At 71.8% G+C, this 12,117-nt stretch carries 13 protein-coding genes; 3 read left to right on the forward strand and 10 right to left on the reverse strand.

Annotated features, from left to right (window positions below; translation table 11 throughout):
• Positions 1-46 precede the first annotated feature (46 nt).
• From QSK31_RS26400 to QSK31_RS26415, 4 genes are all read right to left on the reverse strand, one after another.
• A complete protein-coding gene (locus tag QSK31_RS26400; RefSeq protein WP_285687030.1) occupies positions 47-1,672 on the reverse strand; it encodes a phosphoenolpyruvate--protein phosphotransferase in 1,626 nt (541 codons plus the stop codon).
• Between the two features lie 160 nt (positions 1,673-1,832).
• Positions 1,833-2,528, reverse strand: a complete 696-nt coding sequence (locus QSK31_RS26405) for a tetratricopeptide repeat protein (RefSeq protein ID WP_285687031.1) — start codon at positions 2,526-2,528, stop codon at positions 1,833-1,835.
• Between the two features lie 50 nt (positions 2,529-2,578).
• Positions 2,579-2,875 carry a hypothetical protein gene (locus QSK31_RS26410; RefSeq protein WP_285687032.1) on the reverse strand — a complete coding sequence of 99 codons (297 nt, stop codon included), beginning with the start codon at positions 2,873-2,875 and terminating at the stop codon, positions 2,579-2,581.
• Positions 2,876-2,903: 28 nt separating this feature from the next.
• Complete coding sequence (locus QSK31_RS26415) at positions 2,904-3,176, reverse strand: cyclase family protein (RefSeq protein WP_285687033.1); 273 nt, start codon at positions 3,174-3,176, stop codon at positions 2,904-2,906.
• A gap of 18 nt (positions 3,177-3,194) precedes the next feature.
• On the opposite strand from QSK31_RS26415, the gene QSK31_RS26420 reads away from it, so the two are divergent.
• A complete protein-coding gene (locus QSK31_RS26420) occupies positions 3,195-4,157 on the forward strand; it encodes an NAD(+)/NADH kinase (RefSeq protein ID WP_285687034.1) in 963 nt (320 codons plus the stop codon).
• On the opposite strand, the gene QSK31_RS26425 is transcribed toward QSK31_RS26420, so the two are convergent.
• A complete protein-coding gene (locus tag QSK31_RS26425) occupies positions 4,117-5,703 on the reverse strand; it encodes an alpha/beta hydrolase (protein WP_285687035.1) in 1,587 nt (528 codons plus the stop codon). The genes QSK31_RS26420 and QSK31_RS26425 overlap by 41 nt on opposite strands.
• A gap of 123 nt (positions 5,704-5,826) precedes the next feature.
• Here QSK31_RS26425 and QSK31_RS26430 point away from each other — a divergent pair, with 123 nt between their 5' ends.
• Positions 5,827-6,423, forward strand: a complete 597-nt coding sequence (locus QSK31_RS26430) for a TetR/AcrR family transcriptional regulator (protein WP_285687036.1) — start codon at positions 5,827-5,829, stop codon at positions 6,421-6,423.
• A gap of 69 nt (positions 6,424-6,492) precedes the next feature.
• Here QSK31_RS26430 and QSK31_RS26435 read toward each other — a convergent pair whose 3' ends face one another.
• Together QSK31_RS26435 and QSK31_RS26440 are read right to left on the reverse strand one after the other, a co-directional pair.
• Positions 6,493-8,277, reverse strand: a complete 1,785-nt coding sequence (locus QSK31_RS26435) for an MFS transporter (RefSeq protein WP_285687037.1) — start codon at positions 8,275-8,277, stop codon at positions 6,493-6,495.
• Between the two features lie 13 nt (positions 8,278-8,290).
• The gene (locus tag QSK31_RS26440; protein ID WP_285687038.1) at positions 8,291-8,725 is read right to left on the reverse strand and encodes a MarR family winged helix-turn-helix transcriptional regulator; all 435 of its coding nucleotides are present in this window, start codon (positions 8,723-8,725) and stop codon (positions 8,291-8,293) included.
• 132 nt (positions 8,726-8,857) lie between these two features.
• Between QSK31_RS26440 and QSK31_RS26445 the strand changes: the two genes are divergently transcribed.
• Complete coding sequence (locus tag QSK31_RS26445; protein ID WP_285687039.1) at positions 8,858-9,352, forward strand: hypothetical protein; 495 nt, start codon at positions 8,858-8,860, stop codon at positions 9,350-9,352.
• Here QSK31_RS26445 and QSK31_RS26450 read toward each other — a convergent pair.
• The 3 genes from QSK31_RS26450 to QSK31_RS26460 all read right to left on the reverse strand — a co-directional run bounded on the left by QSK31_RS26450 (position 9,349) and on the right by QSK31_RS26460 (position 12,052).
• Positions 9,349-9,693 carry a hypothetical protein gene (locus QSK31_RS26450; RefSeq protein ID WP_285687040.1) on the reverse strand — a complete coding sequence of 115 codons (345 nt, stop codon included), beginning with the start codon at positions 9,691-9,693 and terminating at the stop codon, positions 9,349-9,351. The two genes, QSK31_RS26445 and QSK31_RS26450, sit on opposite strands and share 4 nt — an antisense overlap.
• Positions 9,694-9,734: 41 nt before the next feature.
• A complete protein-coding gene (locus QSK31_RS26455; protein ID WP_285687041.1) occupies positions 9,735-10,301 on the reverse strand; it encodes a DUF6642 family protein in 567 nt (188 codons plus the stop codon).
• A gap of 239 nt (positions 10,302-10,540) precedes the next feature.
• Positions 10,541-12,052, reverse strand: coding sequence for an APC family permease (locus tag QSK31_RS26460; protein ID WP_285687042.1), 1,512 nt, complete (start codon positions 12,050-12,052; stop codon positions 10,541-10,543).
• Positions 12,053-12,117 lie beyond the last annotated feature (65 nt).

Below are 12,117 nucleotides of genomic sequence, written 5' to 3' on the forward strand. Positions count from 1 at the left end.
AGCAAAGCGGCGGAGAGGAACGACCGCGGGCGGCGAGCGGCCGGGCTTAGCGGCGGCGGGCGGCGGCTCGGGCCGCCGCCGGGTCGGCGCCGGCCAGGGCGCCCGCGGCGGCGGCCCGGCACTCGTCGAAGGTGCGAGCCGCGAGCGCGGCGCCGACCGCCGGGATGGCAGCCGGGGACATCGACAGGCTCGTGACGCCGAGCCCGGCCAGGACCACCGCGAAGTCCGGGTCCGTGGCCGCCTCGCCGCAGACGCCGACCGGGCGGCCCACCGCCTGGCCGGCCGCAGCGCACAGGGCGACCAGCGACAACAGCGCCGGCTGCCACGGGTCCAGCAGGTCGGCCAGCTCGCCGCTGCGGCGGTCGGCGGCGAACGTGTACTGGCTCAGGTCGTTCGTGCCGACGCTGAGGAAGTCGACGGCCTGCAGGAACTCGCGGGCCCGGACCGCGGCCGCGGGGACCTCGACCATCACGCCGACCGTCGGCAGGCCGGCGTCGCGGCAGAGCGCGGCGAACTGGGCGGCCTCGGCGACCGTGGTGACCATCGGCGCCATCACCGCGACCTTGGCCGTCGACGAGCGCGCGGCCTCGGCGATCGCCGCGATCTGCGTACGCAGGATGTCCTCCCGCCGGCGCGCGACCCGCAGACCGCGAATGCCCAGCGCGGGGTTGGGTTCCTGGTCCTCGCGCAGGAACGGCAGCGGCTTGTCCGACCCGGCGTCCAGCGTGCGGATCACCACCTGACGGCCGGCCATCGCCCCGAACACCGCCGCGTACGCCGCCACCTGCTCGGCCACGCCGGGCGGGTCGAGGTGGTGCTGGAAGAGCAGCTCGGTGCGGAACAGGCCGACGCCCTCGACACACACGCCGGCCAGCTCGGCGGCGCTGCCGATGTTGGCCAGCAGGGCGACCGGGTGGCCGTCCCGGGTGGCGCCGCGCACGTCCATGGCCAGCTCCGGTGAGCGGGACGCCGCGGTCGCGGGGTACGGCTCGCGCGGGCGGACGGTGACCCGGCCGGTGGTGCCGTCCACCTTGACCGCGGTGCCGTCCGCGATGTCCAGGGCGCCGGAACAGGCCACCACGGTCGGGACGCCGCGGGCACGGGCCAGGATCGCGGTGTGGCTCACGTAGCTGCCCGCCGAGGTGAGCACGGCGAGCACCTCGGACGGGTCGAGCAGCGCCGCGTCGGCCGGCGCCAGATCGACCGCGACCAGCACGAACGGGTGACCGGGCCGGGGCAGCGCGGGCATCGGCAGGCCGAGGCAGGCGGCCACCACCCGGTCGCGCAGGTCGTCCAGGTCGACCGCCCTGGCGGCGAGCAGGCCGCCCGCGGCGAGCAGGGCGGACCGGTGCTCGGCGAGCACGGTGGCCACGGCGTGCGGGGCCTCGTGGCCGGAGCGGACGGCCATCGCGATGCCGTCCCGCAGAGTCCGGTCGCCGGCCAGCGCGGCCTGCGCCCGGAGGATCTCGGTGGTGGTCGGTTCGTCGGCGGCCTCGGCCCGGGCGCTGATGTCCCGGCGGACCGCGTCGATGGCCGCGAACGCCCGGTCCACCTCGGCGTCCGGGTCGGTCACCGGCCGGGGCGCGGGCAGCCGGGGCGGGTCGGCCAGCCGGTACGCCGGACCGGTCGCGGCGCCTGGGCTCGCGCCGAGGCCGCGAAGAAGTTCAGTCATCGCTGTGCCATCGGCCATTGTGGATTGAAGATCAACGACTCAGCATCCCATCGCGAGGCCCCCAGGAAGGGGGATCCTCGTTGTACCGACGAGATCACCTGCTGTCAACAGGTTGTACGGATTCGCGTCTCAGTCCACTCCGAACACCGTGTACATGTGCCTAGGGGAGATACTCCTCCGGGCGGCTGGACCGGGCCTCCGGCGACTTCGTCCGGCCGAACAGCTTCCAGCCGCGCTTCTTCGGCTCGGACGCGCGCTGGGTCTCGCCGTTGAGCACGGCCAGCCGATGCCGCGCGACGGTGTTCTCCGGCTCCAGCCGCAGCGAGATCATCAGGGCCTGGCGGGCCTGGTCGGCGTGCCCGAGCGCGTCCAGCGCCACGCCGTGGGTGAAGTAGTAGTGAGCCTCGTTCGGGTCCAGCCCGATCGCCGTACGCGCGGCCTGCTCGGCGTCCCCGATCTGCCGGTCCGCGGCGAGCAGGGCCCAGGCCACCCGGTCGTGCCACAGCGGGTTCTTCGGGTCCACGATCACCGCGCGGTAGGCCATCGTGACGGCCTCCTCGTGCCGGCCCATCAGGGTCAGCGCCCGGCTCACCGTGGCCAGCGGGCGCGGGTCCTCCGGCGCCAGCGCGATCGCCTTGGCCCCGGCGTCCAGCGCCGCCTCGATCTGGTCCAGGACCAGCCAGATCCGGGCCATCAGGATCCACCCGGCCGCGGACCCCGGGTCGTCGGCCAGCACCTTCTCCAGCAGCGCCGCGGCCTTGCCCGGATCGACCCGCTCGAACAGGGCGGCGGCACGCGCCACACCGAGCTCGGTGGCGGTCATGCCGTCGGTTGCACTCAGAAGGTCATGGCTCACACAGGCCATCATCGGCAGGCCGCCGCGCCGAATAAGCCGATTCCCGGGATTTATCCCCTCAGGGGTAGCCGCCTCCGGACCATCACGACCGTGTAGAGGCCGGCGACGGCCAGCAGCGCGGCGGTCACGTCCAGGTCGCTGAGCAGGGCGACCAGCGCCATGATCGCGCAGACGACGCCGACACCGGCCAGAAACACCACACTTCCGGGGTACGGCGGCGGCCCGCCCGCCTCGACGACCAGATTGGCAAGCTGCTGCCGCGCCTCGGCGTCCGCGGGGTCCTGGATCAGCCGGTCGAGCAGCGCGCGGCGCCGGGCCTCGTGTTCGAACCTCGGATCGGGGGTCACCCGCCTGCAGTCGGCAGGGTCCCCGCGTTCATGAGTCGATTACGGCGAAGGCCCGCACCGGGAAGGTGCCGAAGCCGGCCACCCGGGGCGGCGCCGCGGTGAACCGGGCGCCCGTGAGCGGGAGGGCGGCCAGGTTGGTCAGGTGTTCGACGATCGGGATCCGGCCGATGGTGAACTCCGTGCCCGGCGCGTACGCCCCTCGGGACGCCTCCCGGGTGAGGTGCTCGCTGATCTCCGGGCCGGGCAGGCCGGGGTAGGTGACCATCCCGGCCTCGATGACGTGGCTCAACTCGACCAGCATGCCCCTATCGTGGATCACGTGGACTCCGGAGTCGAGACGGTCGGGCTGGTGCTGCACCCGCGTAAGCAGGTCGGTGAGTCGGTGGCCACCATCCAGCGGTGGGCGGCGCACGCCGGTGCCAAGGTGCTCGCGCGCGAGCAGGACCGCGACCGGGTGCCGCCGGGTGTGGACGTGGTCTCCGACGACGAGTTCCAGCGGCGGGTGCGTGGCGTGGTCGCGCTGGGCGGTGACGGGACGATGCTCGGCGCGATGCGTCTGGTCGCCGACCGGCCGGTCCCGGTGCTCGGGGTCAACCACGGCAACCTGGGGTTCCTGGTGGAGGTGACGCCGTCCGGGCTGGAGGAGGCGCTGGCCCAGCTCGCCCGCGGCGACTTCACCGTCGAGCAGCACGGCTGCCTGGTCGCGGAGACGGCCGGCGCGGAGCTGGCCACCGGGTACGGCTTCAACGACGTGGTGCTGGCCCGGCTCGGGCGTACCGGCGCACTGTCGGTCGACCTGGCCGTCAACGACCTGCGGTACGGCTACTACCGGTGCGATGCCGTGGTGCTGTCCACCCCGAACGGCTCGACCGCCTACAACTACGCCGCCGGTGGCCCTGTGCTGTCCCCCTCGGCCGCCTGCACGGTGATCACGCCGGTCGCGCCGATGGCCGGGATCAGCCGGGCGGTGGTGCTGGGCGCCGGCGACCACGTGTCGCTGACCGTGGCGGCGGACAGCGCGCCGGTCGCGGTCGACGTGGACGGCACCGCCGCCGGCGAGCTGGGTGCCGGCGACGTCCTGACCGCGCGGTTGCGGGTGGACGCCGCCGAGGTGGTCCGGCTCGACGCCGGCGCGCATGCCGGCCGCAGCCGGGTGAAGCTCAGCCTGCTCGACCTGCCGCTGCGCCGGGACCAGCTGCTCGAGCTGATCCCGGCGGAGCTGCGTCAGGAGGCGGCGGAGATCAGCGCGCGGCGATCCGGCGCTGGAGGTCCGCTCGGCTGAGCGGCTCGGCGGCGTGCTTCTCGGCCACCGCGGTCGCCGCCGGCGGTTCGATCGGCTTGCACTTGAGGTCCGAGGTGTTCGCCTTGACCCGCTTGGGGACAACCCCGGTCTTGAGGTACGCGGCCACGGCGCCGTCCACGCACTTGTTGCCGAACAGCGAGCCGGCGTGGGTGGTGCCGCCGACGCCTTCGATCAGCGCGGCCCGCGGGAACCGCTTGCGCACCTCGAGGCTGCCTGCGAACGGGGTGGCCGCGTCCAGCGTCTCGCTGATCAGCAGCACCGGCGGCGCCTTCGCCCCGGACACCTTGACCGGCTTGCCGGACTTCGCGCCCCAGGTCCGGCAGGGCGCGTTGAACCAGGCGTTGCCCCAGGTCTCGAACGGCGCCTTGGCGTGCGTCTTCCAGTTGTCGGCCTTCCACGTCGACCATGACTTCGGCCACGGGGCGTCGCTGCACTGCACGGCGAGGTAGATCGCGTACCCGTTGTCGGCGTTGGCGGTTTGCGGGTTGCCCGTCTCGACGAGCTTGCGCAGCGGGGCGGGGTCGTTCTTGACCGCGTACGCGGAGAACGCCTCCGCGACCGTCGCCCAGCCGAACACGTAGTAGCCGGCCTGCAGGAAGACGTCGGTCAGCTCGGCCGCGCCGATGGTCCGGCCGGCCGGTCCGACGCCGGTCCTGGCCAGCGTGTCGTAGTAGCGCTTCTCCACGGCCTGGCCGGTCACGCCCAGCTTGTAGACGTCGTGGTGTTTGGCGACCCAGGCGAAGAACACCTTCATCGACTTCTCGAAGGCGATGTTCTGGTCCTGGTTGGCGTCGTACCAGACGCGGGCGGGGTTCACGTTGCCGTCGAGGACCATGCGGCGAACCCGCTCGGGGTGCATCGTCGCGTAGACCTGGCCGAGGTAGGTGCCGTACGAGAAGCCGTAGAAGTTGATCTGCTCGGCACGGAGCGCGCGGCGGATCAGCTCGATGTCCCGGACGTTGTCCTCGGTCGTCAGGTGGTCGAGGAGTTCACCGCCGGCCTTGTCGCAGGCTTTTGCGTACGCGGCGGTGCGGGCCAGCCACTGCTTCTCGATCGCGGCGGTGCTCGGTACGTACGGCGGGCGGATGCCGGTGCTGTACTTCGCGTTGCAGGTCAGCGCGGGCTGTGACGCGCCGACGCCGCGCGGGTCGAACCCGATCCAGTCGTACGAGGTGCCGACCTCGTCCGGCACGAACTCACCGAGCGCGGACAGGGCGAGCCCCGCGCCGCCGGGACCGCCCGGGTTGACCAGCATGACGCCCTGGTAGCCGGCGGCCGTGTGCTTGATCCGGGACACCGCCAGCTTGATCTTCGTCCCGTCCGGACGGCTGTGGTCCCGTGGCACCGCCAGGAACCCGCATTCCGCCTTCCGCGTCGCCAGCGCCTCGTCGGCGCACTTCCCCCAGGCGATCGACGGGGCGTATCCGGGCGCGGGGCGGCCCTCGTCCGCCCAGGCGCTCGTGGTGACCGTGGCGCCGGCCATGGTTACACCGAGGGCCGTCGCGGCCACCAGAATCCTTCGCATTCCATACCTCTCGTGTGGTTTCGCACCTAATCTGAGCGCTCACTCCGCGAAACGGATCCCCCGCAACGGCGACACGGGTGAAATGCGACTTAAGAGGACAGTTCTGTCGGTTAGCGTCAAAACATGACCGCTGTGACGATCAAGAAGCCACCGGTTCGTGACCGGCTGCTGGCCGCGGCCGACGAGCTGTTCTATGCCGAGGGCGTGCACACCGTCGGCATCGATCGGGTCATCGATCGCGCCGGCGTGGCCAAGGCCTCCCTCTACAGCGCCTTCCGCAGCAAGGAGGCGCTGGTCCGGGCCTACCTGGAGGCCAGGCACGAGCGGCGCCGGGTGCGCCTGCTGCACAGCCTGGCGGCGTACGAGGATCCACGGGAACGTCTGCTCGGCGTGTTCGACGTGCTGGCCGATATCGCCACCGCGCCGACGTTCCGGGGCTGCGCGTTCTACAACGCCGCGGCCGAGTCTCCGGACGGCGGCGCCGTGCAGGAGGTGTGCGACACCACCCGGGCCTGGACCCGGGGGCTGTTCACCGAGCTCGCCAAGGACGCCGGCGCCCGCCACCCGGACCAGCTGACCGCCCAGCTCATGGTGCTCTACGACGGCGCAATGGCGGGCGCGCGGATGGACCGGCGCCCGCAGGCGATGGCCGACGCGCGCGCGGTCGCCGCAACCCTGCTCCGCGCTCAGCTGACCCCGGCGGCCCAGCCCGTCGGGTGAAACGTTGCTACCGGCGTCTCCGGTGCGTGGCGTTGCTGCCGGCCCGACCAGACCTTCACTCCGAAGTGCCTAGTTGGCGCCGGGCAGCGGCTCGGCCACCTGGGTCGCCGGGGTCAGCGGCAGCGCTGCGGCCACCTCCGCCTCGCGCTCGGCCTCCCTGGTCACGCCGTCGGTGGGGTCCAGGGTGCGCCGGCGGTCCGGGGTGCGCCGGGCGCGGATCAGCGAGGCCAGCGCGCCCAGCACCGACAGGCCGATCGCCATCCAGAAGACGATGACCAGGCCGTCGTGGAACGGGCCGGAGATCAGCCGCGGGAAGAACGAGAGCCCGGTCAGCTCGGCCGCGTTGCCCGGCGGCAGCGCGCCCAGCACCTGCGGCCCGAGCAGCTCGGCGATCGGGTTGTAGCCGAGGAACGCGGCGAACAGCGTGCCCACCGGCGGCAGGCTCGCCACCTGGTTCGCGGTCGCGGCCGGCACGCCCTGGGCGGTCAGCCCGGCGCTGAGCGTGGCCGGCAGGTGGTCGGCCAGTCCCGCCACCATCAGCGAGAAGAACACGCCGATCGAGAGCACCTGACCGGCGTTCATGAAGGTCGCCCGCATACCGGAGGCGGCGCCTCGCATGTTCGCCGGCACACTGGACATCACCAGCGAGGTGTTCGGCGCCGAGAACAGGCCGCCGCCGACCCCGTTCACAAAGATCAAGATCGCAAAGACGGGGTACGCGAAGTCGCCCGGCACCAGCAGCAGCCCGGCGAACGACAGTCCCATCACCAGCAGCCCACCCGCCGCGAAGGGACGCGAGCCGAACCGGTCGGAGAGCCACCCGGAGAGCGGCCCGGCGACCAGGAAGCCGACGGTCAGCGGGAGCAGGTAGATGCCGGCCCAGAGCGGGGTCGACTCGTAGTCGTACCCGTGCAGCGGCAGCCAGATTCCCTGCAGCCAGATGATCAGCATGAACTGGAGGCCGCCGCGCGCGATCGCGGCCAGCAGGCTGGCGGCGTTGCCGCTGGTGAAGGCGGCGTTGCGGAACAGCACCAGCGGGAACATCGGCTCCGCCGCCCGGCGCTCGATCATCCCGAAGGCGATCAGGACCAGCACCCCGCCGGCCAGCCCGGCGACCACCCACGGGTTGGTCCAGCCCATCGTGTGGTCACCGTACGGCTGAATTCCGTACGTGATGGCGGCCAGCACCGCGGTGAGCCCGGCCGCGAACGTCAGATTGCCCCACCAGTCGATCTTCGCCTTGCGGCGGACGCCACTGTCGTGCAGGGAGCGGTACGCCCAGACGGTGCCGAGGATGCCCAGCGGGATGTTCACCCAGAACACCGAACGCCAGTCCCACTCGGCCAGCACGCCGCCCGCCACCAGGCCGATGAACGAGCCGGCCAGCGCGGACACGATGTTCACGCCCAGCGCCATGCCGCGCTGCTTCGCCGGGAACGCGTCGGTGATGATCGCCGCCGAGCAGGCCATCAGCATCGCGCCGCCGATCGCCTGGACCACCCGCCAGCCGATCAGCCAGAGCGCGCCGCGACTGCCGCTGAACGGGTCCAGCGACAGCACGACCGAGGTCAGCGTGAAGACCGCGAAGCCGGCGTTGTAGATCTTGACCCGGCCGAACATGTCGCCCAGCCGCCCGAGCGTCACCACCAGGACCGCGGTGACCAGCATGTAGCCCATCAGCATCCAGAGCAGGTAGCTGACGTTCCCCGGCTCCAGCGGGTTGAGGTGGATGCCCTTGAAGATCGCCGGCAGCGAGATCAGCACGATGGACGCGTTGATGGTGGCGAGCAGGGTGCCGAGGGTGGTGTTCGACAGCGCGACCCACTTGTAGCGGGGGTGGTCTACCGAGAGCACGGGGTGGCTCCTCTTAATCGATGATCAGATCACCGAGTCGCTGCAGAGCGGGAAGGGCGGCCAGCAGCGCTGCGTGCTCGTCCTCCGGGAGTTGCTCCAGGAGCTCGGCGAGGGCCCGGGCACGACCGTCCCGGCGGCGGGCCACGGCGTCGCGGCCCTCTTCGGTGATGCTGACGATGACCACCCGCCCGTCGGCCGGGTCGCTGGACCGGCGCGCCAGTCCCTCCCGCTCCAGCCGGGTGACCAGCTGGGTCATCGCCGGTTGGGAGACGCCCTCCGGCGCGTACAGCTCACTGAGCCGGTGCGGACCGGAGCGCTCGAGCCGTCGCAGCGTGGACGCGGCGGTCAGGCTCAGCTCGGAACGCGGGGTCAGCCGCCGCAGCGCCTCGTAGAACCGCTCGAAACCGGCGATGATCCGCGCGTCGTCGGGCTTGATCTCCGTGGCCACTGGCTGCACTCCTGATTTATATCACTGGCTTATACAGATATCTTGGTCGCGCCCGTGTGACGATCACCATCCACCCGGACGCGCCACGGCCGGCTCCGGCAGTGTGCCGTTCCCTTTTGTCACCATGCGGTGATGGATACGTGGTTGCATCCCCAGCTGGGTACGACCACCCGGGACGACGCCCACGCACCCAAGGCGTACATGGCAGCCTTGCAGCACGTGGCACTGATCCTGGACGCCGACCCCGCCTGGCGCTCCTGGTGGCGCAACGCCGGCATGACCAGTTGTGAGCTGGGCATCGTCGCCGAGGACAACCTCGACCACCTCCGCCCGAGCGCCGACATCCGCTGCCACGGCGCCAGCGTCCGCGCCAACTTCACCAGCGCCACCCCGCCGACCCGCACCGACCTGCTCGCCCTGGCGGCCGCCGAGCTGACCGGAATGTTCGAGGTCATCCGCGAGGCGATCGGCCTGCCCCGCCTCCCCCCGATCCCCCCGCTCCCCGACCTCCCGGCCGACTCCCCCGCGGTCGAGGTCACCACCAAGTCCTTGCCCAGCGCGCCGCGCGAGCTGGCCCACCAGCAGGGTTACCTGACGTTGGCCCAGATCCACGAGTTCTTCGGCTAGGTCGTGTCCTGTCCGTGGTCCGCCGTCCGCGGCCTCGGCAGGAAGTCGATGTCCTCCGGCACCATCGCGGCCAGCTCCTCGTCGGAGGCGTCGACCGGCAATGTCGGCACGCCGTCCGGGGCCTTCATCCGCGTCAAGAAGATCCCGACCCGCTCGCCGTCGCACCACGCGTAACCGACACCGACCCGGTCTTCCGGATCCACCACGAACGCCACCCGCACCGGCCGGCCGTCCCCCTCCGGGCACGGCACCTCGATCTGGCCCGGCAGCGCGCCGACGACGGCCGAGAAGGCGTCTGACCAGGCCTCCCACCGCCGCTGCGACTCTGTCATCTCCCCCATCGAACCCGTCACTCCTCCATCAGGGCGCTTGTGGACGACGGTCAAGTAGCGTAGATCACGCGGAAGCCGAGGTGCTCGGACAGGGCCTGCCAACGGGCCGAGCGCATCAACCGCTCGAGGCTGTCCACCCGGCCGCCGTTGACCAGGGTGTCGAGAACCAGGGTCTCGAGGGCCGCGCTCTCGATCCAGTCGATCTGCTTGGTGTAGCCGCACAGCATCGTGGCGCCGGTTTCGTGCAGGAACTCCTGCAGGTCGCCGTTGGGGGCGCGGAGGATGGAGCAGGCGCCGAAGTAGAGCTTCTTACCCGCGCACTTGCCGGACATCCAGCCGGCCACCTCGTCGAGCTCGACCGTCTGTTTGCCGGTGAGGCAGAGCTGGCTGGGGTTGCCGTGCATGGCGAAGAAGCCGACCTTGAAGGTGGCGTACCGCCGGGTGAGCCACGTCTCCAGGTAGTGGTGGAGTTCCCCCGGGGTCGCCGTGCCGCGGTGGATGAAGCGGATGCGACCGAGGCGTTCCAGGAGCTCCAGCAGTGGCAGCACCGAGCCCTGCCTGGTCAGATCGTCGTCCCACTGTCCCTCGACGCAGAACACACCACCGGCGCGAGTCATCGACCCTCCTTCATGTCGAGCACCGGACCCTAACCCGCGGGTACGACAGTCGGGGGCCCCGGTGTTCTGCCCAACCAGGTCGTGTCTCGTGGATCAGCCAAGTGCGAGGCGAGGTCCAGAGGGTGGCTGGCGTCGCCTGCGGCGCGCCCTCATCCTGGTGTTGGATGTGGGTGTGTCGTGGGTGGCGTCAGGCGCGCTCTGGGCCACGCCGCAGCCCTGGCTGATCCACGAGACACGACCTAAGCCGAGCGCTGGATGCGGTCGGGACGGTGGGCGCCCGGGCTGCGCTGGGCCGGCACGGCCGGTGCCACCACCACCGCGGTGCCGCCCAGCCCGATCCCCGCGTACGTGATGGGGCTCCTGGTTTTGAGGATCACGCCGAAGAGCAGTCCGAAGGTGACCAGCGCCGCGTAGGCGAGGGGGACGGCGAGCACCAGCCAGTGGCGGGACGGGACGCCCAGAAGGGCCGGCAGGTCGGTGGCGGCCAGGTAGACCAGGGCTCCCAGCAGGACGGTGGCCAGCGCGGGCGCCACGAAGGCGCGCCAGGGGCCCTCGTCGTTGGGCGCGCGGTTGAGGAAGAGCAGCGCCGACAGGGAGGTGGCCAGCAGCAGGAGCAGGACGCCGAGCGCGCCGGCCGTGGTCAGCCAGGGATAGAGCTCGGTGGCGGGTTCCCAGCCCGCGAGCAGGGCGCCGGTCAGGGTGAGCAGGGCGACGACGCTCTGGGTGAGAGAGGCGGCGATGGGTACGGACGTACGCGCGCCGGTGTGGCCCAGGCGTGCCGGGAGCACGCCCTCCCTGGCCAGGGCGTACGTGTATCGGGCGACGGTGTGGTGCAGGGAGATCATCGCGGCCAGCACGCCGGTGAGGAGCATGGTCCGGCCGAGGGTGACCGCCCAGGGCGCCAGTCGGTCGCCGACCAGGTCGAAGAGCAGTTCGCCGCCGTCCACCGAGCGGGCGGCGATCTCGCCGGGGCCGGTCGCGACGCTGGTGGTCCAGGCGGAGAACGCGTACAGCACCGCGAGACCGAGCACCGACAGGTAGGTGGCGCGGGCGACGGATCTGCGGGGACGGCCGGTTTCTTCGGCGTACGCGGCGGTGGTCTCGAATCCCACGAAGCCGAACGCCGCGATCACCAGCAGGAGCCCCACGGCCGGGCGGTCGACGACCCCGGCCGGCACCAGGGTGTCCGTGGTGACGCCCTCGGCGGCGGGGTCGATCAGGTTGGCCGCGCCGAAGCCGGCGATCACCGCGGCCTCGGCCAGCACCACCAGGGCGAGGATCGCGCCGGCCAGCTCGACCCGGAGCAGGCCGCACAGCGTGACGACGAGCCAGCAACCGCCCGCGACGGCCCACCAGGGCGCGCTGACGCCGAACCAGCCGTCCAGCAGCGGGGCGGCGAGCAGGCCGGTGGCGCCGTAGAGGCCGATCTGCAGGGCGTTGTAGGAGAACAGCGCGAGCCACGCGGCGCCGATGCCGGTCGGCCGGCCGAGCCCGCGGGCGATGAACGAGTAGAGGGCGCCGGCGTTCGGCGAGCGGCGGACCATCGCCGCGTATCCGACCCCGAAGAGCAGAAGAACAAGAGCGACCGCGGGGAAGAGCAGGGGTACGAAGGGCACGTCATTCCCCGCGTACGCGATGGGGATGGTGTTCGTTATGACGGAGAGTGGCGCCGCCGCGGCGAGGGCGACGAAGATCAGCGCGGTGGCGCCGAGGCGACCGGCGGCGAGGGGATGCGTCGCGGGCGGGGGCATAGATCCATTACGACCTACGCACCCGCCCGTTGACAACCCGCAGTGATGAATACCTAACTCAAAGT

This window comes from Actinoplanes sp. NBRC 103695 (assembly GCF_030269485.1).
Taxonomy (GTDB): domain Bacteria; phylum Actinomycetota; class Actinomycetes; order Mycobacteriales; family Micromonosporaceae; genus Actinoplanes.